Origin of the sequence: Promicromonospora sp. NPDC023805, from assembly GCF_040639635.1 — a bacterium.
In the GTDB taxonomy this organism is placed as follows: domain Bacteria; phylum Actinomycetota; class Actinomycetes; order Actinomycetales; family Cellulomonadaceae; genus Promicromonospora.
Map to the genome: position 1 here is coordinate 419,861 of NZ_JBFAAH010000001.1, position 23,503 is coordinate 443,363.

At 72.6% G+C, this 23,503-nt stretch carries 18 protein-coding genes; 12 read left to right on the forward strand and 6 right to left on the reverse strand.

What is annotated here, in order from left to right:
* Nucleotides 1-55: 55 nt before the first annotated feature.
* From AB0F70_RS01945 to AB0F70_RS01960, 4 genes are read left to right on the forward strand one after another with little or no spacing between them, the layout of a single operon-like run.
* On the forward strand, nt 56-1,822 hold the full coding sequence (locus AB0F70_RS01945; RefSeq protein ID WP_357442905.1) for a hypothetical protein: 1,767 nt from the start codon (nt 56-58) through the stop codon (nt 1,820-1,822).
* 59 nt (nt 1,823-1,881) lie between these two features.
* Complete coding sequence (locus AB0F70_RS01950; RefSeq protein WP_357442908.1) at nt 1,882-2,742, forward strand: PPK2 family polyphosphate kinase; 861 nt, start codon at nt 1,882-1,884, stop codon at nt 2,740-2,742.
* Nucleotides 2,743-2,802: 60 nt separating this feature from the next.
* A complete protein-coding gene (locus AB0F70_RS01955) occupies nt 2,803-4,065 on the forward strand; it encodes a carboxylate--amine ligase (RefSeq protein ID WP_357442911.1) in 1,263 nt (420 codons plus the stop codon).
* Nucleotides 4,058-4,903, forward strand: coding sequence for an amino acid racemase (locus AB0F70_RS01960; RefSeq protein ID WP_357442914.1), 846 nt, complete (start codon nt 4,058-4,060; stop codon nt 4,901-4,903). Before AB0F70_RS01955 ends, AB0F70_RS01960 begins: the two co-directional genes overlap by 8 nt.
* A 36-nt stretch (nt 4,904-4,939) precedes the next feature.
* On the opposite strand, the gene zapE is transcribed toward AB0F70_RS01960, so the two are convergent.
* The 5 genes from zapE to gndA all read right to left on the reverse strand — a co-directional run bounded on the left by zapE (nt 4,940) and on the right by gndA (nt 10,115).
* On the reverse strand, nt 4,940-5,989 hold the full coding sequence (zapE, locus tag AB0F70_RS01965) for a cell division protein ZapE (protein ID WP_357442916.1): 1,050 nt from the start codon (nt 5,987-5,989) through the stop codon (nt 4,940-4,942).
* 53 nt (nt 5,990-6,042) lie between these two features.
* The gene (locus AB0F70_RS01970; RefSeq protein ID WP_357442918.1) at nt 6,043-6,708 is read right to left on the reverse strand and encodes an NAD-dependent epimerase/dehydratase family protein; all 666 of its coding nucleotides are present in this window, start codon (nt 6,706-6,708) and stop codon (nt 6,043-6,045) included.
* A 27-nt stretch (nt 6,709-6,735) separates the two neighbouring features.
* Entirely contained in the window at nt 6,736-7,224 is a 489-nt protein-coding gene (locus AB0F70_RS01975; RefSeq protein ID WP_357442921.1) for a DUF805 domain-containing protein, read from the reverse strand.
* A 153-nt stretch (nt 7,225-7,377) separates the two neighbouring features.
* The gene (locus AB0F70_RS01980) at nt 7,378-8,682 is read right to left on the reverse strand and encodes a carboxylate--amine ligase (protein WP_357442924.1); all 1,305 of its coding nucleotides are present in this window, start codon (nt 8,680-8,682) and stop codon (nt 7,378-7,380) included.
* Entirely contained in the window at nt 8,679-10,115 is a 1,437-nt protein-coding gene (gene gndA, locus AB0F70_RS01985) for an NADP-dependent phosphogluconate dehydrogenase (protein WP_357442927.1), read from the reverse strand. The genes AB0F70_RS01980 and gndA overlap by 4 nt, the downstream gene beginning before the upstream one ends.
* Nucleotides 10,116-10,297: 182 nt before the next feature.
* On the opposite strand from gndA, the gene AB0F70_RS01990 reads away from it, so the two are divergent.
* The 7 genes from AB0F70_RS01990 to AB0F70_RS02020 all read left to right on the forward strand — a co-directional run bounded on the left by AB0F70_RS01990 (nt 10,298) and on the right by AB0F70_RS02020 (nt 20,411).
* Nucleotides 10,298-10,978 (forward strand): DUF3000 domain-containing protein, encoded by a 681-nt coding sequence (locus tag AB0F70_RS01990; RefSeq protein ID WP_357442930.1) that lies wholly within the window; start codon nt 10,298-10,300, stop codon nt 10,976-10,978.
* The gene (locus AB0F70_RS01995; protein WP_357442933.1) at nt 10,975-12,264 is read left to right on the forward strand and encodes a ribonuclease D; all 1,290 of its coding nucleotides are present in this window, start codon (nt 10,975-10,977) and stop codon (nt 12,262-12,264) included. Before AB0F70_RS01990 ends, AB0F70_RS01995 begins: the two co-directional genes overlap by 4 nt.
* Nucleotides 12,265-12,274: 10 nt before the next feature.
* Nucleotides 12,275-13,327: a peptidoglycan bridge formation glycyltransferase FemA/FemB family protein gene (locus AB0F70_RS02000; protein WP_357442935.1), complete on the forward strand. Its 1,053-nt coding sequence runs from the start codon at nt 12,275-12,277 to the stop codon at nt 13,325-13,327.
* Between the two features lie 274 nt (nt 13,328-13,601).
* Nucleotides 13,602-14,852: a thiolase family protein gene (locus tag AB0F70_RS02005; protein ID WP_357442937.1), complete on the forward strand. Its 1,251-nt coding sequence runs from the start codon at nt 13,602-13,604 to the stop codon at nt 14,850-14,852.
* Between the two features lie 3 nt (nt 14,853-14,855).
* Nucleotides 14,856-16,988, forward strand: a complete 2,133-nt coding sequence (locus AB0F70_RS02010) for a 3-hydroxyacyl-CoA dehydrogenase NAD-binding domain-containing protein (protein ID WP_357442939.1) — start codon at nt 14,856-14,858, stop codon at nt 16,986-16,988.
* A gap of 277 nt (nt 16,989-17,265) precedes the next feature.
* On the forward strand, nt 17,266-19,047 hold the full coding sequence (locus AB0F70_RS02015; RefSeq protein ID WP_357442941.1) for an NAD-binding protein: 1,782 nt from the start codon (nt 17,266-17,268) through the stop codon (nt 19,045-19,047).
* 77 nt (nt 19,048-19,124) lie between these two features.
* The gene (locus tag AB0F70_RS02020; protein ID WP_357442944.1) at nt 19,125-20,411 is read left to right on the forward strand and encodes an amino acid permease; all 1,287 of its coding nucleotides are present in this window, start codon (nt 19,125-19,127) and stop codon (nt 20,409-20,411) included.
* Here the strand turns inward: AB0F70_RS02020 and AB0F70_RS02025 are convergent.
* On the reverse strand, nt 20,368-21,795 hold the full coding sequence (locus AB0F70_RS02025; RefSeq protein WP_357442947.1) for a PLP-dependent aminotransferase family protein: 1,428 nt from the start codon (nt 21,793-21,795) through the stop codon (nt 20,368-20,370). The two genes, AB0F70_RS02020 and AB0F70_RS02025, sit on opposite strands and share 44 nt — an antisense overlap.
* Nucleotides 21,796-21,909: 114 nt before the next feature.
* On the opposite strand from AB0F70_RS02025, the gene AB0F70_RS02030 reads away from it, so the two are divergent.
* Nucleotides 21,910-23,457 carry a hypothetical protein gene (locus tag AB0F70_RS02030; RefSeq protein WP_357442950.1) on the forward strand — a complete coding sequence of 516 codons (1,548 nt, stop codon included), beginning with the start codon at nt 21,910-21,912 and terminating at the stop codon, nt 23,455-23,457.
* Nucleotides 23,458-23,503: the final 46 nt, after the last annotated feature.

A 23,503-nucleotide genomic window follows, 5' to 3' on the forward strand; every position in this document is an offset into this window, starting at 1 on the left:
CGGACCGAGGAGTGGAACCGGGGGAACCACGCCACCGCCCCGACCAGGGCCTGACATGCCCGTTCCCGGGCCGAGGCCGGTGGTGTGGGCCCCGCGTGCGCGTGTCATCGAGGTGCTCGTGCCCTACGACCCGCAGGACGAGCCGGAGCACATGCCGCTGCGCCTCGTCGGCGCCGGCGAGCCCGGGTACTGGGGCGCCGACAGCGTGCTCGGGCACGGCACCGACTACGGCTACTCGGTCGACGGCGGCCCGCTGCTGCCGGACCCGCGGAGCGTGTGGCTGCCGCAGGGCATCCACGGGCCCACCAGGGTCTTCGACCCGGCGTTCGAGTGGACCGACGGCTCGTGGTCGCCGCCCGACCTCTCCACGAGCGTCCTCATGCACGTGGACATCGAGACGTTCACCCCCGAGGGCACGCTCGACGCCGCCGCGGCCCTGCTGCCCACCGTCGCCGAGCTCGGGGCGCAAGGCGTCGAGCTGGCGCCGGTCGCCGCGTTCGACCCCGCCGTCGGGCCGACGCGCGGCGTGCGCCTGTACTCGGTGCACGAGCCGTACGGCGGCCCGCGTGCACTGCAGCGCTTCATCGACGCCGCGCACGCCGTCGGCCTCGCCGTCGTGCTGGACATCCCCTACCGCTGGGCGGTCGCGGAAGAGCTCGGGCTGGAGGCCTACGGCCCGTACCTGAGCGGCGCCGGCCGGCCGCGGCCGCCGCGGTCCGACGTCGGCGACGCCGGCGAGCACGCCCTGCAGGCGATGCGCCCCCGCACCGGCCAGGTGCCACTGGACCGGCCGCGTACGGGGCCGATCCAGCTCCGCACGGGACAGGTGCCGAGCATCGGCACGCGGGCGGGCAAGGTCCCGTCCGCGCCGACGGTCCGCACCGACTTCGTGGGCGACCGCATCAACCTCGACGGCAGCGGCAGCCGCGGGCCGCGCGACTTCCTCGTCGACGACGCGAGGCACTGGCTGCGCGAGTACCACGTGGACGGCCTGGTGCTCGACGTCGACGCCCTCGTCGACCGCTCCGCCACCCCGTTCCTGGGTGAGCTCGCGGACTACGTCGTCGGGATGGGCGAACAGCTCGACCGGCGCTTCAGCCTGCTCGTGGACGGCCCCGGCCGGAGCGACCGGCTGACCACCATCCTGCTGCGCATCCTGTCCGGGCCGGGCAAGACCGAGGACATCCAGGCGCTGCAGATGCTCGCCGACCTGGTGCACCCGTCGGTGCGCCGCGCGACCCGCCAGAACAGCCAGAACAGCGGGCGGCGCACCCGGGTCCGGGCCGGCGCGAGCGTGGTCGAGGACATCACCCGGCTGCCCGCCGCGCAGCTCACCGTCCCGTGGGCGGGCGAGGAGAGCCCCGCCACGGCACTCCTCGGGGTGGACGACGTCGACATCCGCTCCAGCGTGCTCGCCACCGTGATCCTCGCGGGCAACCCGCTGGTGCTCGACACCGTGCACGCACCGGTGGTCCCGCGCAACGAGAACGAGCGGCGCCTGGTGCGCTGGGCGCGCGACCTGATCTCCATCCGGCACGACATCAGCGAGGAGCTGGACCTGCCGCTGGAGATCCGCTCCACCGCGGACCGGTCGGTCATCGCGGTGCTGCGCGGCAGCCTGGCGTTCGTGCTCAACACCGGCCACGGCCTCGCCGCGCTGCGCCTGGGGAGCCTGCTGCGGCCCGCCGAGGGGGCGGGCAAGGCGCCGCTCCCCGGGTCGTTCAAGCTCGCGGCAGCCTGGGAGCCGGGTGCCACGCGTCTGGTCGGCGACACCCTCACGGTGCCGCCCCGGATGACCGCCGTGCTGCGTGCGGAGAGCTGACCTGCGAGCCTGAGATCCTGGCACCGGCGTCTGCCGGTCCCGCGAAGGAGGCACCACCGATGGCGAAGAAGCCCGAGAAGCTGTGGAAGACCTCCGCGGACGACGCCCTGCGCTGGGTGCACGGCACCGATCTGAGCGCCCTGGACCAGTCGGCCACGCCCGGCTGGTCCGGCAAGAAGGCGGACGGCGAAAAGCTGATGGCGGCGCGCGGGCCGGAGCTGGCCGAGCTCCAGGAACGCCTCTTCGCGCACGGCCGCACCGGCGGCGACCGGTCGGTGCTGCTGATCCTGCAGGGCCTCGACACCGCGGGCAAGGGCGGGATCGTGCGTCACGTCGTGGGCATGGTGGACCCGCAGGGCGTGCAGCACAGGGGGTTCGGCGTCCCGACGGAGGAGGAGCAGCAGCACGGCTACCTCTGGCGGGTCCGCAACGCGCTCCCCCGTCCCGGTCATCTCGGGGTCTTCGACCGGTCGCACCACGAGCAGGTGCTGGTGGTGCGGGTCAACCGCCTCGAACCGGAGGAGACCTGGCGCACGCACTTCCGGGAGCTCAACGAGTTCGAGGCGGAGGTGGCGGCGTCGGGCACCCTGATCGTGAAGGTGGCCCTCATCGTGTCGGCGGACGAGCAGAAGGAGCGCCTGGCCGAGCGGCTCGAACGGCCCGACAAGCACTGGAAGTACAACCCCGGGGACATCGACGTCCGCGCCAAGCTCCCGGAGTACCTGGCGGCCTACCAGGAGCTGCTGGACCGTACGTCCACCGAGGTGGCGCCCTGGTACGTCGTGCCGGCGGACCGGAAGTGGTACGCGCGCCTCGCGGTCACCGAGCTGCTGACGGGCGCCCTGCGGTCGCTGGACCTGGGCTGGCCGCCCGCCGACTTCGACGTCGAGACCGAGAAGGCCCGCCTCGCGGTCGGCTGACCTGCGGTTCACCCGCTCCGGGCCACAACCTTCTCGGGGCGCCGCCCGTTCTTAAGCAACATGAGGACCAACGCAGCGGTACACCCTGTCATCCTCGGTGGCGACGCCGGCGCCTACAGCCTCGCTCGCGCCTTTCACGAGCGCTACGGCGTCAGGTCGACAGTCGTGTCCATCCGCCCGACGCCCAACGTCGCGCACTCCGGCATCATCGACAACGTCGTCGAACCGCACCTCGACGACCCCGCCGTCATGGTCGAGCTGATCCGCCGGGTCGCCGCCACGGTCGACGGGCCGGTCATCGCGCTCACCTGCGTGGACTGGTACGTGCAGGCACTCGCGCAGCACCGCGCGCTCCTGGAGGACGTGGCGCTGGTCCCCTACCCGTCGGTCGCGCTGCTCGACCACGTGATGGACAAGCAGCGGTTCTCCACGCTCTGCCACGAGCTCGGGATCCCGCACCCGCGCACGGAGGTGCGGGCCGGCGGGGAACCGGTCGGCAAGCTCGACCTGCGCTTCCCGGTGATCGCCAAGCCCGGCGACAACGCCGCGTGGCACCACGTGTCGTTCCCCGGCAAGGCCAAGGTGCACCTGGTGCAGGACCGCGCCGAGCTGGCCGCGCTGCTGCAGGCGGCCGGGGACGCGGGCTACCGGCGCCCCATGATCGTCCAGGAGTACATACCCGGCGACGACTCGCAGATGCGGATCATGACCACCTACTCCGACCGCGCGGGCGCGGTGCGCATGGCCTGGGGTGGTCACGTGCTGCTCGAGGAGCACACGCCGGGGACGCTCGGGAACCCCGCCGCGATCCTCACCGGGCGGCTCCCGCAGGTCGAGGCGGACGCCCGCCGGCTCGTCGAGCACCTGGGCTGGACGGGGTTCGCGAACTTCGACGTGAAGGTGGACCCGCGTACCGGCGTCGGGCACTTCCTGGAGCTGAACCCGCGCACCGGGCGGTCCAACTACTACCTGACGGCGAGCGGGCTGAACACTGCCGCCTACTGGGTGGCGGACCACCTCGGAGAGCAGTGGCCGGACGTCGCGGAGCCGCTCGAGGTGCTGTACCGGATAGTCCCGGCCTTCCTCCTGGACAGGTACGTGCAGGACGACGCGCTGCGCGCCGCGGTGCGCCGCGCCCGCGTGGTGCACCCGCTCAAGTACCGGCGCGACCTGTCGCCGCGCCGCGACGCCTGGGTACGCCTCGCCGAGCTGAACCAGGTGCGCAAGTTCGCGCAGCACCACCCGCTGCAGGAGCCGGGTGCGGCGTCCGCGCAGCCCGGGTTCGGGGACGCGTACCCGTCGGCGGAGCAGGACGTTGCCTGACGTCGGCGTGCTGGGCGCGGGCTACCTCGACACATATACGGGCATGGACACAGACACAGGCATGGACCCAGGAGCGGGGCGGGACGGCGGCTTCGCCGGCTTCGTCGGTGTGCTGGGCGGGGTCGGGCCGCTCGCGACGATCCTGTTCATGGAGCGCGTGGTCCGGCTGACCTCCGCTGCACGCGACCAGGACCACGTGGACATGATGGTGCTGCAGCACGCGACCGTCCCGGACCGGACGGCGTTCGTGCTGGGGCGGTCGCCCGACGATCCCGGGCCGGTGCTCGCCGCCGACGCGCGGCGGCTCACCGGTGCGGGGGCGGGCTTCCTCGTGCTGCCGTGCAACACGGCGCACGCGTTCGCCGACGCGATCACCGCGGCGACGCCGGTCCCGCTGCTGTCAGCGGTGGACGTGACGGTGTCAGCGGTGCTGGCGCGCGATACGTGGACCGGCCGGTTCAGCGGGCCGCGGCCGGAGGCCGTCGGCCTCCTCGCGACGGAGGGGACCATCGCGTCGGGCGTCTACGCCGACGCCTTCGGCGCGCGCGGCATCAAGACCCTGGTACCGGACGTCGCGGGCCAGGCGGCCGTGACGTCGCTGGTCTACGACGGCATCAAGGCGGGCCGCGGCGGTGACCTGACGGCCCTGGAAGGCGTCATCACCGACCTGCGCCGCCGTGGGGCCGGCGTGATCGTGCTGGGGTGCACCGAGCTGTCGGTCGCGGCGGAGGCGACCCCGGCGCACCTCCTGCCGGGCGTCGTGCTCGTGGACTCCCTCGACGAGCTGGCCCGGGCGACCGTGCTGCGCGCGGGCCGCCGGCTGCGCGCGGCGGAATAGCCGCTCGGCGGAACAGTTCAGCGGAACAGCGAGGCGTCAGAGGAGCTTGCGGCCCTCTTCGGCCAGCGCGCCCAGCCGGGACAGCGCCCGGTAGTACTTCTTGCGGTACCCGCCGGCGAGCATCTCCTCGGTGAACAGGCCGCGGGTGTCCGCCGACCCGCCGAGCAGCACCGGCACGTCCCGGTCGTAGAGGCGGTCCACGAGCACCACGAGGCGCAGCGCCACCTCCTGCGCCGTCACGGGGTGCACACCGGTCAGCGCGACGACGGAGACGCCGTCGAGCAGCGCGCCGTACCGGCTGGGGTGCACGGTCGCGAGGTGCGCCAGCAGGTCGTCGAACGCGTCGAGCGTGCGGCCCGGCCGGTCCGCCGCGGCGACGACCTCTGCCTCGGTCAGCGGCTCGGAGTCGGTGACGACCTCGCGGTGGCGGTAGTCCTCGCCGTCGACCCGCAGGGTCTCGAAGCGGTCGGACAGCGCCTTGATCTCGCGCTGGAAGTCCTGGGCGGCGAACCGGCCCTCGCCGAGCGCGTCGGGCAGCGTGTTCGACGTCGCGGCGAGCGCCACGCCCCGGTCCGCGAGCTCCCGCATGAGGCGGGACATGATGGTGGTGTCGCCGGCGTCGTCGAGCTCGAACTCGTCGATGCAGACCAGCTTCTTGGTCGCCAGGGCGTCGACGGTGGGGAGGAACCCGAGCGCCCCGACGAGGTTGGTGTACTCGACGAAGGTGCCGTAGGCGGCCTTGTCGGCGCCGAGCGCCTCGCCGACGGCGTGCGCGAGCGAGGTGAGCAGGTGGGTCTTGCCGACGCCGAAGCCGCCGTCGAGGTAGACCGCAGGCGCCACCGCCTTGCGGCGGGTGAACAGGCCGCGCCTGGGGGCGGTGATCTCCGCGGCGATCTCCTGGAGCCGGGCGAGCGCGCGGCCCTGGCTGGGGTGCGCCGGGTTGGCGCGGTAGGTCGCGAAGCGGGCGTTCGCGAAGTGCCGCGGCGGCACGAGATCGGTGACGAGCCTGTCGACAGGGACCTGCGGTCGGACGGCGCACAGGGCGGTCGTCGCGGTCTGGCTGCTGACGGTGGCGGTGGTTGTCACGAAGCAAGAGATTACCGGCGTCGCGGCACGTGGGGCGTGCCGCGAGAGCAACGTCACACGTGCAGGACGGCGGGTGCGCCGGGGTCGTCCAGCAGCTCACCGAGGGCCCGCACCACCTGGGCGGGGGCCCTGGTCTGGGCCGGGTCCTCGTTGCGGTCGTCGCCGGCGACGGCGTGGTCGATGACAAGCTCGTGGAAGCGCACGGGCGGCACGGAGCCGTCCGGCCGGGCCTCCAGGCGCAGCACCTGGACGAGCATCGCGAGACCGGCGCCGGTGACGCTGACGGCGCCGGACCCGCCCATGGCCTCGCGGGAGGCCGCGCCGTTGAGCACCACGTACGGGTCGCCCGGTCCGAGCAGCGGCGCGAGCGCACGTGCGGCGTCGAGGTGCGCCGTGAGGTGGGACGCCAGGGTGGCGGACCACTCGGCCGGGTCCAGGTCGAGCAGGTCCGGACCCTTCTGCCAGCCGCCGATGGAGGCGACCACCGCGCCGGGCAGCAGGACGCCGGCCCGGGCGCAGGCCTCGCGGACGGCGTCCGCCTGGGCGGCCGCGTCCGCGCCGAGCACGGGGATCACGCTGGGCTGGACGGTGACCCGCTCGGGCAGCGCGTGGCGCGCCACGGCGAGCACCGCGCGGCCGTCGGCAGCCAGGCCGCGTGCGACCCGGCTGCCGACGAATCCGCTCGCCCCGACGACGAGGACGGGACGGGTGCTGTTCACCAGTTCAGACTAGTTCAGGCGACGGTGTCAGGCGGCGGCGGGCTGCGCCACGGCCTTGGGGTCCGGGCCGTACTGGTTCGGGCCCGGGGTACCTGCGGTCGCCTCCCACACGATCAGCATGATCGGGCCGACGATCGGCACCAGGGCGAAGAAGATCCAGAACCCGGAACGGCCCGTGTCGTGCAGGCGACGCACGGTGACGCCGAGGCCCGGCAGCAGCAGGGCGAGGTTGACGAGCGACATGATCAGGTAGCCCGCGATCAGAGAGCCAGGCATCGCAGGCATGGGCGCCGCCGGGTCACCGGCCGCGGACCACTCCATGGTGGCCGTCATGAAGGCCGCGTAGCCCGGTGCGACCAGCACCGCGGCGAGGATCGCGGACACGATCGTCACGGCCAGGGTGTACCACCAGTACTCGGAGCGCCGGGCGCGCCCGTTGAACACCGCGTACTTCGACAGCACGGTGCGGATCGACTCGATGAACGACATCGGGGTGAAACCTCTCTCACGATTCATGCCAGAAATATCCGGCAAGTGCGCACACAGTGTCCCGATCAGCCACACAGTGCGCAAGGCTGAACTTCGGGCAGAAGTGCCCGCATGTCAGAAGCCCAGGTCACCGAAGTGACCTGGGCTTCTGACATGTCGTGCGACCGCCGCGGGAGCGGGTCAGTACCCCGTCGCCGTCGGCTCCGGGTAGTACTGCGCGTACTTGCGGCGGTAGTTCTGCGTGATCGCCTCGACGATGAGCCGGCGCTTGAGGCCGGAGTCACGGTCGTACTTCAGGGGGTTGATCACGTCGCCGCTGGCCTTGAGCGCCTTGATCCGGGTCTTGAGCTCCGGGTCGAGCACGTACTTGGACAGCAGGCCGAACGGCACCACCGTGTACAGCACGTCGCGCACTGCCCGCACGGGGCGGATCGGCCGGTGCAGCACCCAGTCCTCCACGAGCACCCGGGCCACGTTGGCCCCGCCCGCGGTGACGTAGTAGTTGTTCCGCCCGATGCGGGGGTTCACCTCGAAGTACACGTGCTGCCCCGTGCGCGGGTCCAGCTTGTAGTCGAAGTTCGCGAACCCCACGTAGCTCGTCGCGTCCAGGAACCGGGTGGCCGCTTCCATGGCGTCGTCGTACGCCTCGACCAGGATGGCGGCCGGGATACCCAGCGTGCCGGGCGTGTGCTCCTCCAGGAGCACCCGGCCGGTCGCCAGGAGCGTCACGGCGCCCGACGTGTCGCGGTAGGCGGTCAGCGACCGCATCTGCGTCTCGTCGCCCGGGATGAACTCCTGCACCAGGAACGTGCCGGGGAACTTCGCGTCGGCGAGGTGGCCCAGGATCACGTCGAGCTCCGCGCGGGAGTCGATGTGGTGGATCTTCTTCTTGCCGGGGAAGTCCACGTAGTACCACTCGGCACTGTTGGACGGCTTGCCCACCACGGGGTACTGCAGGTCGACCTCGAGACCGGGCACCGCGGCGCTCCCGCCGTCGGCCACGAGCTTGGCGACGTCGACCGCCACCGTGCGCGGCGTCGGGATGCCGAGCTGGTCGCACACCAGCGCGAAGCCCTCCTTGCTGCTCACCTGCTCCAGGACCGGCAGCGAGGGGTAGGCCAGCACGTAGCCGGCGGCCTCCAGCCGTTCCCGGTGCACGATGAGCGTGCGCACGTGCCAGTCCGCGTTGGTCAGCAGGATCAGCACCTTGTCGCGGTGCTGCTGCGCCAGGCCCTCGAGGGTCGAGAGCAGCACGTCCACCTCGTCGATGCCCGGCACCACCACGTTCTCGATGATCGCCGAGTCCTGCATGGCACGGGTGGCGACCTTCGACAGCACCACGGAGTGGGTGCCGTACTGCTCGTGGAAAGCGCGCGCGAGGGCGTACATGCCGACGTCGCCGCCGATCCCCACCACCAGCAGGTCAGGGACGGGCACCTCCCCGCCGCCGCCTACGAGCCCCTTGTCCGCGGGGAAACCCCTCACGCCTCAGCCTCCGTGCGGTCGCCGGACCACTCGGTGTGGAACGTTCCCTCGCGGTCGACCCGCTTGTAGGTGTGCGCGCCGAAGAAGTCGCGCTGCGCCTGCACGAGAGCTGCGGGCAGCCGCTCGGCGCGGACGCCGTCGTAGTACGCGAGCGAGGAGGAGAAGGCGGGCGTCGGCACGCCGTTCTGTGCCGCACCGGCCACGACGCGGCGCCAGGCGGGCAGCCCGCTCGCGACGGCGTCGGTGAAGTACGGGTCGGCGAGCAGCAGCGGCAGGTCCGCGTCCCGCTCGTAGGCCTCGGTGATCCGGTTGAGGAACCGCGCGCGGATGATGCAGCCGCCACGCCAGATGCGGGCCATGGCGCCGCGGTCGATCGCCCAGTCGTACTCGGCGGCGGCCGCCGCGATCTGGTCGAAGCCCTGCGAGTAGGCGACGACCTTGGAGGCGAACAGGGCCTGGCGGACGTCCTCGATGAAGGCGTCCCGGTCCTTGACCTCCCATTCCTGCGTGTGCGCGGGGAGCGCCGCGAGGCCGGCGGTGCGCTGCGGCACGGAGCCCGACAGGGCGCGGGCGAAGGTGGCCTCGGCGATGCCGGTGATGGGAACGCCCAGGTCCAGGCCGTTCTGCACGGTCCAGCGGCCGGTGCCCTTCTGCTCGGCCTGGTCCAGGACGATGTCGACGAACGCCTGGCCGGTCTCGGCGTCCACGTGCTGCAGGACGTCGGCGGTGATCTCGATGAGGAACGACTCCAGGTCGCCCGTGTTCCACTGCGCGAAGATCTGGCCGATCTCGGCCGCCGTTGCACCCAGCCCCTGGCGCAGCAGGTCGTACGCCTCGGCGATGAGCTGCATGTCGGCGTACTCGATGCCGTTGTGCACCATCTTGACGAAGTGGCCCGCGCCGTCGGAGCCCACGTAGGTGCAGCAGGGAACGCCGTCCACCTTCGCGGAGATGTCCTCCAGGATGGGGCCGAGCGACGCGTACGACTCGGGCGTGCCGCCCGGCATGATGGACGGGCCGTTCAGCGCGCCCTCCTCGCCGCCGGACACACCGGTACCCACGAAGTGCAGGCCGTGCTCCTTGAGGGCCGCCTCGCGCCGGATCGTGTCCGGGAAGTGCGCGTTGCCGGCGTCGACCACTATGTCGCCCTCCTCCAGGAGGGGCACCAGCTCGTCGATGACGGCGTCCGTTGGACCGCCTGCCTTGACCATGATGACTACCTTGCGCGGGCGCTCGAGCGACGCGACGAAGTCGGCGATCGTCTCGCTCGGCACGAACTCGCCGTCGCTGCCGTGCTCCGCCACCAGGGACTCGGTCTTGGCGTACGAGCGGTTGTGGACCGCCACCGTGTAGCCGTGACGTGCGAAGTTCCGCGCGAGGTTGCGACCCATCACCGCCAGCCCGGTGACGCCGATCTGTGCTGTGCCTGACACGTTCTTGCTCCTTAAGAATTGGGTACGGGCCGGCGTACGCGCGAGGCGTGCCGTGACCCGCGTCCAGCCTAGTGGGCCGGGGTCCCGGTAGCGCCGCGCCGTCCGCCGGGCGGGCAGATCACGTTCCGGCGACCGCCGCGCGCCTCCGCGTGGAGAATGCGGTACGGACGTACCGTGAAGTGGTGACCAGCGGCCCGCCCACCGGCGTCCCCGTCGACTTCGCAGCGGCTCTCGCCGACCTGCGGCGTCAGGCCTTGCGCTCAGAGGTGCGCCTCACGGAGATCCCGGCCCCGCGCCGGGTGGCCCCGTTCAGCGTCGCGCTCTCGGGCGACGTGCTGCCCGGCGCCCCGCCGGGACCGGCCGGCCGGGACCGTTCCGACGACCATGACTACTCACATGACCACGCAGAGGAACCGCTGGCCACCGGCCGCTTCGTCGTGCTGCACGACCCGGCGGGCCAGGAGGCCTGGCACGGCACGTTCCGGGTGGTGACCCTGGTCCGGGCCACGCTCGAGCACGAGATGGCCGCCGACCCCATGCTCGCCGACGTCGCCTGGTCCTGGGTGGGCGAGGCCCTCGAGTCCGCCGGGCTCGTCCGCGGCACGGACACCGTGGCCGAAGGCGGCACGGTCACCCGCGTGCTGTCGCAGAGCTACGGCGCGCTGGAGGGCACTCCCGAGGCGGTGGACCTCGAGATCCGCGCGTCGTGGACGCCGCTCGACACCCGGCTCGGCACCCATCTGAGCGCGTGGGCGACGCTGCTCACCATGGCAGCGGGGGTGCCTCCGTTGCCCGAAGGGGTCGCGGCGCTCACCAGGCGGTTTACCGACCGATCGAAGCAACGCCATACGGTAGGTCCATGACCACCACGGAGCGAGGACTCCCTGCGGAGACATCGACGCCCGTGCCCGCACCTGTCACCCCACTGACCGAGCCCGCCGACGGGCTACCGGACGTCGTGGCCACACAGGGCGCTTTCGCACGGGTCGTCGAGGCGTTCGCCGCGGGCTCCGGGCCGGTAGCGGCCGACGCCGAGCGCGCCTCCGGGTACCGGTACGGCCAGGCCACCTACCTCGTCCAGGTACGGCGGGAGGGTGCGGGCACCGCGCTGATCGACCCGGTCGGCGTCCCCGACCTCTCGCCGCTCGGCGAAGCCGTCGGCGACGCCGAGTTCGTCCTGCACGCCGCCTCGCAGGACCTGCCAGGGTTCGCCGAGCACGGGCTGCGCCCCGCGCGCGTCTTCGACACCGAGCTCGCCGCCCGCCTGCTCGGCATGGAGCGCGTGGGGCTCGCCGCCGTCGTCGCGGAGGTGCTGGGCCTCGGGCTGGCCAAGGAGCACTCGGCGGTCGACTGGTCCACGCGCCCCCTGCCGGAGGACTGGCTGCGGTACGCCGCCCTCGACGTCGAGGTGCTCGTCGAGCTGCGCGACCGCCTCGCCGAACGGCTCGAGGCCGCGGGCAAGACCGAGTGGGCGGCGCAGGAGTTCGAGGCGGTGCGCACCGCTCCCCCGCCGCCGCCGCGGGTCGATCCGTGGCGCCGCACGTCCGGCATGCACGTGCTGCGCAACCCGCGCCAGGTCGCCGCCGTCCGGGCGATGTGGATCGCGCGGGACGCGAGCGCCCAGTCGCGCGACATCTCGCCGGGCCGGGTCCTGCCCGACCGGGCGATCGTCGCGGCGGCGAAGGCGATGCCGAAGACCGCCGGCCAGCTCGTGGCCCTGCCGGAGTTCGCGGGCAAGGGCACCAAGCGCCGGGCCGCGTACTGGCAGAAGGCGATCGACGACGCGCGCGCCCTGCCCGACGCGGAGCTGCCCTCGGTGCGCGGGCCGCGTTCCGACGGTCCGCCGCCGCCGCGCACCTGGGGTGACCGGGACACCACCGCCGCCCGCCGTCTCGCGGCGGCGCGCGAGCTCATGACCGCGTTGTCCGAAGAGCTGAACGTCCCGGTCGAGAACCTGCTGCAGCCCGATGCCCTGCGCCGCCTGTGCTGGACGCCACCGGTCCCCGCCGACGCCGCGGGCATCGCCGAGTTCCTGCGCGGCCGGGGGGCGCGCGAGTGGCAGCTGCGGCTGCTGGCGGGCGCCCTGGAGCGCACGTTCGCCGACGCGGCGCGCGAACCGGATGTGAAAGCGTCACTTCCGCCCCAGTAGAGTCGTCCCCATGCCAGCCCTGTCGGAGCCCATCACGCTCGCCGTCGACGTCGTCACCGAACCTTCGACCTGGGACCGCGAGGTCCTAGCGCTGGGCGGACACCCGCTCCAGCTGTGGGGATGGGGCGAGGTGAAGGCGGCCGGGAGCTGGCGCGCGCACCGGCTGCGCGTGACCGAGGACGGCACCACCGTCGGTCTGGCACAGCTGCTCGTACGGCCCTTGCCCGCCCAGTTCAAGGCGCTCTCGTACGTGCCGCGCGGGCCGGTCGTGGCGCACCACGACGGCGAGACGGCGCAGGCAGTGTTCGGCGTCGGCGACTCCGCGACGCGCAACGCCGTGACCAACACGGTGGTGGAGTGGGCGCGCGAGAACGTGGGCGGCGTCGGCATCACCATCGAGCCGGACTGGCCGGCGGGTACGCAGCTGGACCTGGCGGGACGGCGGCACGCGGCGAACCACATCCTGATCCCGAGCACGCTGATCCTCGACCTCACCCAGCAGCCGGACGAGCTGCAGGCCGCGATGAGCCGCACCACGCGCTCCGACGTCCGCAAGGGCGGGCGCGGCATCGAGGTCCGGCGCGTCGTCACAGAGGACGAGGTGCGTGCCGTGCTCACCGTCTACAAGGAGACGGCCGAACGGGCGGGCTTCGCGCTCCACGCCGACAAGTACTACCTCGATATCCACAACAAGCTGGGCGAGCACTCCGTCCTCGTCGCCGCGTTCGCCGACGGCGTCCCGTGCGCCTTCGTGTGGTGCGTCGCGTCCGCGTCGACGTCGTTCGAGCTGTACGGCGGCATCAACGACATCGGCCGCAAGGCGCGCGCCAACGCGCCGGTCAAGTGGCACGCGATCGAGCTCGCCCGGCAGGCGGGCCTCGTCCGGTACGACATGAACGGCCTGCTCAACGACGGCGTCAGCGACTTCAAGAAGAGCTTCGCCCAGCACACCGACGAGCTGGTCGGGTCGATCGACGTCGCGTTCTCGCGCTGGTACACCACCTGGAACAACGCCCTGCCGACAGCCAAGAGGGTCGTGCGCAAGCTCCGCGGCAACGGCTGACCCCACTGGGTCCGGCCCCCGGCCTGGCGCTCCTCTTCGAGGCCTAAGTTTCTTCGCTCTGACGCAGCTCAGAGCGAAGAAACTTAGGCCTCGAAGACGTTGTGGGCCTGTACCGGCTACCGTCGGTCAGGACGCGAGACTCGGTTTCATTACGGCCAGGACCCGGTCTCACTTCTTACGTGCTTTTTACCGGTACTCGCGGTAGCGTGTATCTCGATCCAGCGGCGTCGCTCACCGGACGTCGCCGTCCCGAAAACCCCCAGGAGTTCTGCTGATGACCGCAGCCCCGGAAACACCGCGTGCTCGCCGCGTCGTACGCGACGTCGTCTTTGTCGACGGTGCCCGCACGCCCTTCGGCAAGGCCAAGCCCGACGGCATCTACGCAGAGACGCGTGCCGACGACCTGATCGTGAAGGTGGTGCGCGAGCTGCTGCGGCGCCACCCCGAGCTCCCCCCGGAGCGGATCGACGAGGTAGCCATCGCCGCTACCACCCAGCAGGGTGACCAGGGGCTCACGCTCGGCCGCACGGTAGGCATGCTCGCCGGTCTCCCCCAGTCCGTGCCGGGCTACGCCATCGACCGCATGTGCGCCGGTGCGATGACCGCCACCACCACCACGGCAGCCGGCATCGCCATGGGCGCCGCCGACGTCGTCATCGCGGGCGGCGTCGAGCACATGGGCCGCCACCCGATGGGCTTCGACGCCGACGTCAACCCCCGGTTCGTGGCCGAGAAGCTCGTGGACCCGCAGTCCCTGAACATGGGCGTCACCGCGGAGAACCTGCACGACAAGTTCCCGCAGCTGACCAAGGAGCGCGCCGACCGGTTCGCCGTCGAGTCGCAGGCCAAGTACGCCAAGGCCCTGGCCAACGGCAACATCGACCCCGACCTGGTGCCGGTGGTGGTCCGCTCCACCCAGCAGGGCTGGGGCCTGGCCACCACCGACGAGCTGCCCCGCTCCGAGACGACCTTCGAGTCCATCCAGGGCCTCAAGACGCCGTTCCGCGCGGGCGGCCGGGTCACCCCCGCGACGTCGTCCCCGCTGACGGACGGCGCGACCGCCGCCATCCTCGCCTCGGGCGACGTCGCCGCCGAGCTGGGCCTGCCCGCGAAGATGCGCCTGGTGTCGTACGGCTACGCCGGCGTGCCGCCGGAGATCATGGGCTACGGCCCGGTGCCCTCGACCGACAAGGCCCTGAGGTCGGCGGGCCTGACGATCGACGACATCGGCCTGTTCGAGCTCAACGAGGCGTTCGCGGTGCAGGTGCTGTCCTTCCTGGACCACTACGGCATCGCCGACGACGACGCCCGCGTCAACCAGTACGGCGGCGCCCTCGCCATGGGCCACCCCCTGGCCAGCTCCGGCGTCCGCCTGATGACGCAGCTCGCCCGCCAGTTCGAGCAGCACCCCGAGGTCCGGTACGGCCTCACCGCCATGTGCGTGGGTCTGGGCCAGGGCGGCAGCGTCATCTGGGAGAACCCCCACCACGCCGACTACTCCGGCCACACGGACGAGGAGAACTGACCAGTGTCTGCGACCCCTACCCCCAGCGCTCCGGCTGAGCGCGTCACCCACTCGCTGGTCCGGGACGTGCGGCTGCCCGGCGGCGCCGGCGTCCTCGCGCTGGTCACCCTCGACAACGGCCTGGACCACACCAAGCCGAACACGTTCGGCCCGGCCGGCATGGCCGAGCTCAAGGCCGCGCTCGAGGTCGTCCGCACCCGTGCCGAGGCCGGCGAGATCGTCGCCGTCGGCGTGACCGGCAAGCCTTACTTCGTCGCCGCCGGCGCCGACCTCAAGGGCATCACCTCGGTGCACGACCACGCCGAGGCCGTCGAGCTGGGCCGCATGGGCCACGCCGCGTACACGATCCTCGGCGACCTGCGCGCGGCCACCGGCGTGCCGACCTTCGCGTTCGTCAACGGCCTCGCGCTGGGTGGCGGCCTCGAGGTCGCGCTGAACTGCGACTACCGCACGGTGGCCTCCGACGCCGCAGCGCTCGGCCTGCCCGAGACCGGCATCGGCCTCATCCCCGGCTGGGGCGGCGCCTACCTCGTACCCCGCCTGGTCGGCGTCGAGAAGGCGATCGAGGTCATCCTCACGCGGCCCGCCGCGAACAAGCCGTACAAGCCCGCCGAGGCCCTCAAGATCGGCCTGGTCGACGAGCTGTTCGAGGCCGCAGACTTCCTGGAGCAGTCCATCATCTGGGCGGCCAAGGTAGTCACCGGCGAGGTAGAGGTACCCCGCCGCGAGCTCGACCCGCAGCCCGTGTGGGACGGCGTCGTCGCTGCTGCCAAGGCCCAGCTCGACGCAATCGTCGGCACCTCGCGCCCCGCGCCGCACCGCGCGCTGGAGCTGATCGCCGGAGCCCGGAACGCCACCAAGGCCGACGCGTTCGCGGCGGAGGACCAGGCGCTGGCTGACCTGGTCATGTCGGACGAGATGCGCGCCAGCATCTACGCGTTCAACCTCGTGGGCGGCGGCAAGAAGCCCCAGGGCGCCCCGGACCCCAAGCTCGCCCGGCCGATCACCAAGGTCGGCGTCGTGGGCGCCGGCCTGATGGCCGCCCAGATGGCGTTCCTCTTCGCGCAGCGCCTCGGCGTGCCGGTGGTCATGCGCGACCTGGACCAGGAGCGCGTGGACAAGGGCCTGTCCTTCGTCCGCGAGACGGCGGAGAAGCTCGCCGGCCGCGGGCGCCTGTCCCCCGACGCCGCGCAGCGCATCGTCGCCTCGGTGTCCGGCACCACCGACATCGGCGAGTTCGCCTCGTGCGACTTCGTGATCGAGGCAGTCACCGAGGTGATGGGGCTCAAGAAGAAGGTGTTCGCCGAGCTGGAGGGCGTCATCTCCCCCGAGACGGTGCTGGCGACCAACACCTCCGCGCTGTCCGTCACCGAGATGGCGGCGGACCTGCGGCACCCGGAGCGCGTGGTCGGCATCCACTTCTTCAACCCGGTGGCCCAGATGCCGCTGGTCGAGGTGATCAACGCCGAGCACACCTCGGACGAAGCCCTCGCCACGGCGTTCGCCATCACCAAGAAGCTGCGCAAGACGGCGATCATGTCGGCCGACCGCCCCGGCTTCATCGTGAACCGCCTGCTGCTGCTCGTGATGGGTCAGGTCCTGGACGCGATAGAGGGTGGCACCCCGGTCGAGGTCGCGGACCGCGCGCTCGCCCCCCTCGGCTTCCCGATGCCGACCTTCGCGCTCACCGACCTGGTGGGCCCTGCCGTCGCTCAGCACGTGCTGACCTCGCTGCGCGAGGAGCTCGGCGACCGCATCCCGGCGTCGGCGGGCCTGGCCAAGATCGTCGAGAACGGCACCCGGGTAGTGCTGGACGCCCCGGCCAAGGGCCTCCCCAAGCCGGTCGACCCGGCCATCCAGCAGTACTTCGGACCCGCCCGCCCGGGTGAGCCCGGCGTGCTCGACGCCGACGGCGTGCTCGACCAGGTGCTCACGGCGCTGGCCACCGAGATCGGCCTGATGCTGGACGAGGGCGTGGTGCCCGGCCCGCAGCAGATCGACCTCGCGATGATCCTCGGCGCCGGCTGGGGCTTCCACACCGGCGGCATCACGCCGTACCTGGACCGCACCGGCTACAGCGAGAAGGTCCTGGGCAAGCGGTTCCTGCCCGACGGCGTGGCAAACGTGCCCGCCTGAGCCTGAGCCGGAGGTGCAGCGCAGGGTGAGGGCCGAGGAACGAGGCACTCGCCCGAAGCGGAACCGCAGGCTCAGGCGAATCAGATAGAGCCTGAGCCGGAGGTGCAGCGCAGGGTGAGAGCCGAGGAACGAGGCACTCGCCCGAAGCGGAACCGCAGGCTCGGGCGAATCAGATAGAGCCTGACGGTGTAACACCTGAAAGCCGCATCCGGGCCCTCCGACGGCGGCGCACACCTCGTGCGCTCGTTGTCGGAGGGCCCCGCTACGCTCTGCGAACATGACAGACGTCGGGCCGGGAACGCACGCGCACTACGTGGTGGTCGGTGACGGTCCGCTCGCGTTTCGCCTGACCAGAGCGCTCAGCACGCGCTACAGGGGCACCGTGTCGGTGATCCTGCCTGACCGCACCTCCCGGTACGCCCAGGAGATGGAGTCCCTCGACCGGGTGACCCTCGTGGAGGCCGACCGGGTGGACGAGAAGGTCCTGACGGCGGCCGGCGCGGACCGCGCCACCGCCGCCGCGCTCGTGGACCAGGACGACGGCGGCAACGTCGCCCTGGCCCTCCTGCTCCGCGAGGCCTGGCCCGCGCTGCACGTGGTGGTCCGGATCTTCGACGAGTCGCTGGGGCGGCACCTGCAGCGCGACCGCTGCACGGTGCTCTCGGCGTCGGCGTTCGCGGCGCCCGAGATCGTCGGTGCGGCGCTGCGCCGCCTCGTGCGCCTCCCGGTGCGGCATCGCCGCCTCGTCGCCGTGTCCGACGAGGAGACGGCCCTGCCCACCCGCATGGTCCTGTTCGCGACGGACGAGGACGGCACCGTCACGGCGCTCCCGAACGACGAGGAGCTGGCCGGGCTCGCCCCCAAGGTGCTCCTGGCGGATGCCGCCGAGCACGACGTCCTGCCCGAGCTGAAGGCCGACCTCGAACCGGACGAGGACGAGGTGGACCCGCACCGGAGACGCCGGTTCGGCGAGTACGTGCGCACCCTGGCGATCACGTCGGGCTGGAACCTGCTGCTCGCTGCCGGGGTCCTTCTCGTGGTCGTGCTCGTCGGTGCGGTGACCATGCAGCTCGCGACCGGCTCGTCCTTCTTCGGCGCGCTGTACGAGGCGGTGCTGCCCGCACTGGCGGGCAGCGACCCCGACCACGACGCCAACCCCGTCGTCAAGGCCACCCAGGTGGTCCTGACGATCGTGAGCGTCGCCGTCATCCCGTGGGTCACCGGTGTGGTGGTCGACGGCGTCGTGCGGACCCAGCGCCTGCTCGACGCCGGTTCCCCGCTGCACGCGATGTCGGACCACGTGGTCGTCGTCGGGCTCGGTGACCTCGGCACGCGCATCGTCAGGTCCCTGGACCGCCGAGGGGTGCCCGTGGTCGCCATCGACATCGACGAGTCGGCGCGCGGTATCGCGGTGGCCCGCGCCAGGGACGTCCCCGTCGTGATCGGTGACGCCCGCCGGGCGGCGACCCTGCGCGCCGCGTACGTCGACACGGCCCAGGCGATAGTGGTGGTCACGAGCGGCGGCGCGACGACCATCGGCATCGGCTTCGCGGCGCGCTCCATCCCCCGGCCGGAGGACGCACCGACGCCGCTGCGCACGGTCCTGCGCGTGTACGACAAGGACCTGTCGCGGCGCATCCGCCGCGAGATCCCCGACTCCGTGGGGCTCAGCTCCTCGTTCCTCGCCGCGCCGTGGTTCGCCGCGTCGATGATCGGCCAGGAGGTCAAGGCGACCATCCCGTACCGGGACCGCGTGCTGGTCCTCGCCGAGATAGTGATCATGGAGGGCAGCCGGCTCGCCCGCATGCATCCCGACGACGTCGATCTCGACGTCGATCTCGACGGTGATGAGGAGGACGCCGAGGGCGTCGTGCGGAGCCGCCTGCTCGCGATCCGCACCACGCCGCAGGCGAGCGGGGGTGGTGGCCGCATGATCGAGCCGTCCGACGGGCGGTACCTGCGCGCCGACGACACGCTGGTCGTCGTCGCCACCACCGCGGGCCTGCGTCGCCTGCGCGAGCTGGCGACCGCACCGCAGCTCCCGGCCCGCACGGTGTGAGCACGGCGACGACTGGCCTGAACGATCAGCCGGGAATCGGCCCGTTCGGCGGTCCACCTGACGCATAGCCTCGGGCCATGCAGAACGGACTCAGCGTCCCCCAGGGCGCCGCACTGACCCTCGGCGCCATGCTCGGCACCGGCGTCATCTCCCTGCCCGCCCTGGCCGCGGGCGTGGCGGGCCCGGCGTCCCTGGTCGCCTGGGCGGCGCTGGTGCTCCTGTCCATCCCGCTCGCCACTACCTTCGCCGCGCTCGGCGCGCGCCACCCCGACGGCGGCGGTGTGGCCACCTATGCCCGGCTCGCGTTCGGCGAGCGGGCGTCCACCATGGTCGGCTGGGCGTTCTACGCGACGATCCCCGTGGGCGCACCCGCCGCGGCGGGCTTCGCCGGGGCCTATGTCGCCGACGCCACCGGCGGCGGCACGGGGACCGCGCTGGTCACGACGGTCGCCATCATCGCGGTGTGCGCGGTGATGAACTGGTTCGACCTGCGGGTGTCCGGCACGGCACAGCTCGTCATCGCGGGGGTGGTCGCGCTCCTGCTGGCCGTCGCGGTGGTCGTGGCCCTGCCGCACGCGCAGCTGGCGCACCTCACGCCGTTCGCCCCGCACGGCTGGGGCGCCGTCGGCTCCGCCGCTGCCCTCCTGGTCTGGGCGTTCGCGGGCTGGGAGATCCTCGGCTCGCTGTCCGCCGAGTATCGCAACCCGGCCAGGGACATCCCGCGGGCCACCGCGATCGCCGTGGCGGCAGTGGGCGTGCTGTACCTGGGTGTCGCGTTCGCGACGGTGGCGGTGCTCGGGCCGACACCCGGTCCGGCACCGCTCTCGGACCTGCTGGTGCTCGGGTTCGGCGAGAGCGCCCGGCCCGTCACCACGGTGCTGGCCGTGCTGCTGACCGTCGGGGCCATCAACGTCTACTTCGCCGGCGGCAGCCGGATGGGTGCCGCGCTGGCCCGCGACGGCGCGCTCCCGGCGTGGCTCGCGTCCGCGCCGGGCCGCACGCCCCGCCGCTCGCTGGCCCTCATCACCGCGGTCGCCCTCGGCACGACGGCGCTGCTCGCCGGCCTGCACCAGTCCACCGACGCGATCCTCCTCATGGCGACCGCCACGTTCTCCCTGCTCTACGTGGTGGGCACCGCCGCGGCGCTGCGGCTCCTGCCGCGCCGGGGCACTGCCTGGTGGTGCGCGGCGGTGTCGCTGGTGGCCGCGCTCGGGCTCCTCGTGATGACCGGACCGCACATGACCGGCCCGGTGCTCGCCGCGCTGGGCGGGCTGGCCTGGGCGACGTGGCGCCGACGGCGGGCGCGCGCCGCGGCCGCCGTCACGCCAGCAGCTGCTCCAGAACCCGAATACCTGGCCGGATAGTGTCCGTGACCGCGCCACCGATCCCGAGCACCACCCCGTCGCGGTGGGGACCCACCGCGTAGGCGGCGAGGGAGTCCAGGGCGACCGACCGGCGTCGGGCGCGGGCCACGAGCTCCTGCGAGCCCAGCGGGGCGTCGGCGGACAGGTAGGCAGCGACGTGCAGGCCCGCCGCCGACGGCACCGGCTCGACCGGCAGCCCGGCCAGTGCGTCCAGCAAGATCTCGTGCCGCTCGGTGTAGTGCGCGGTGGCCTTCCGGACGTGCCGGGCGAGCAGGCCGTCGTCGATGAAGCGCGCGAGCGCCGCCTGGACGTGCACGGCGCCGTGGCCGTCGGTGAGCTGGCGGGCGGCGAGCAGTGCGTCGCGCAGCGACGGGGGCGCCACGAGGTAGCCGACGCGCAGTCCCGGCAGCAGCGACTTCGAGAAGGTGCCGACGTAGACGACGCGCCCGTCGCGGTCGAGGGCCTGCAACGACTCGAGCGGACGACGGGCGCGGCGGAACTCGCTGTCGTAGTCGTCCTCGATCACTGCCGTCCCGTGGCGCGCGGCGTGCGCCAGCAGGGCCCGGCGCCGGGCCAGCGACAGCGGCATCCCGAGGGGGAACTGGTGCGAGGGAGTGGTGTAGACCAGGCGGGCCCGGGGCGGGATGTCGTCCACGACGAGCCCCTCGGCGTCGACCGGCACCGGCACCACCCGGACGCCGTGCAGCGCGAAGAGCTCACGCGCCTCGGGGTAGCCGGGGTCCTCCATGGCGACGATGTCCCCCGGTTCGAGCAGCACGCGCGCCACCAGGTCGAGGGCCTGCTGCGCGCCGGTCGTCGCGATGATGTCGTCGGGCTCGGCATGCACCCCGCGCGAACCGGCCACGTAGCGGGCGACCGCCTCTCGGAACCGGGGCAGGCCCGCGGGGGCGGAGTACGCTCCCGCGGCCGGTCCGCCGGACCGCGACTCGGCCGCGAGCAGGCGGCGCCAGGTGTCGAACGGGAAGAGGCTCGCGTCGGGGATGCCCACCCGGAAGTCGTGCGCGGGCACCGCCGCGTCGCCGCTCGTGGCGTGCGGGGTCCAGCGCCAGCCGGCCCGGGGGCGCAAGGCGCCCGCCGCGCGGTGCCGCACGCGCGGGTTGTCGCCCGCGGCGGCGGTCGCGAACGTGCCTGACCCGGTTCGTGTCTCCAGGAACCCCTCGGCGACGAGCCGCTCGTAGGCTTCCGCGACGCTCGCACGCGAGACGCCGAGGTCCCGGGCCAGGTCCCGGGTCGAGGGCAGCCGCTGCTCCGCGGGGATCCGGCCGGTCGTCAGCGCCACGTGCAGCGCGCGGTAGATGGCATCGGTGCGACCGGTGCGCTGGCTCAGATCGACGGCGAGGTCCACCCGCCGATCATCGCCCATCCGAACGGACCTGACAGCCGCTCATTACGGTTCGGACTCATCAGGGCAATTCACCCGGCTCAACCGCCCCTTTTCGCCAGTTCCGGACAGAAGGGACACCTAGCATCGCGGCTCATGAGCACTGATCCCGCGCCGACGGCGACTCTTCCCGAGGAGCCCGCCGCAGCGCCCACCGACGCCACGGGCGAGGCTCCGGAGCCGCCCGCGACGCCCCCGGACGACGCCCCTCGCCCGACGGCGCGCCCCCTGGCCGCCGCCCTGCTCAACCTGAGCGGGCTCGGTCTCGGCTATCTGCACCTGCGTGCGTGGCTCCGCCTGGTCGTGGCGCTGGCCGCGACGGCAGGCCTGGCCTGGGTCGCGCTGCCGATCGGGCGCGAGCCGATCGCCGTCTGGTGGGCGCTCGGCTATCTCGGCGCGCTCGGCCTGTTCGCGCTGGACGCCGCCCTCCTCGCCCGGCGCCGGGCGCGCCGCGAGACGCCCCGGCGCACCGTGTGGACGCCGCGCACCGCCGGCCGCATCGCGTGGGCCACGCTCGCGATCGTTCCCCTCCTGGGCGGCGCGTACGTGGTGACGCAGCAGGAGGTGCTCGAGCAGTTCCTCGCCCACGACCTGGACCAGGCCGAGGAGAGCCTGGACGGGAGGCCCAGCGTGTTCGCTGCGTCCAAGGACGCCTACGACGCTGCGTACGCGACCTACGTGCAGACCGTCGCCGAGCACCCCCGCACGCGCGCCGCCGACCGAGTGCCGGGACTCGTCGACGGCCTGTACGCCCAGGCCAAGGGGGACGACGTGTGCAACGCCGTCGCGGCGGTGCGGCACTTCGCGGAGGCAGGAACAGCAGGGCCTCTACAGGGCATCGCACAGCACGAGCTGCCCGGCGCCCTGAACGACTGCGGGCTGCTCTTCGCGGAGCGCGGGACCTTCGCCAGTGCGCGCCCGATGCTCACCGAGCTACTGACGGACCACCCGGCAAGCGATCCTGCTCAGGCCCTGCCCAAGGAGCTGACGGCGTGGCGGGACGACGTGATCAAGAGTCTGAACGGCAAGGGCGGCTGCGACGACACGAGGCAGGCCACCGAGTCGACGTCGTTCCTCGCCGGGTTCGACTCCGGCAAGGTCAAGGCCCTGGCGGACGAGGCCCGCACGAAGATCCCCGCCGGGCTGCTCAAGTGCGGTGTGCGACAGTTCGAGGGTGGGCAGTACGCCCCGGCGCTCCAGAACCTGGACGCGCTCCTCGCCTCGTACCCACGGGCCAAGGACGCCGACTACGCGGAGCGGGTCCAGATCGCCGCCGGGATCGCCCAGGCGGACCCGAAGATGGGTGTAGAGCTGCCGTCCCGCACCGAGCCGGAGGGAACCGTCACACTGATCATCTACAACCACGGCCCAGACCGGTGGAACATGGTCTACACGGGTCCCGCGACGGGCGCCATCTCGCTCGATCCGTGCGAGGACTGCGTCCGCTATGCGGAGGGCGACGAACCGGCGTGCCAGGGCTACTCGCTGACGAAGCCGAGTGCGAAGGTCACCATTCCTGCCGGCAGCTACTTCACGGCCTCGAGCGATGACGACGGGAACGTGCTCGGCTGGCGCGACGTGGGCGTGGAGAAGGAGAGCTTCACTGCCAGCCGCGTGTTGTGTGCCTTCGCCACCAAGCGATAGGCGCACGTGCGATGCTCCCCGCCGCCGAATTCCGATTCCCCGGAGG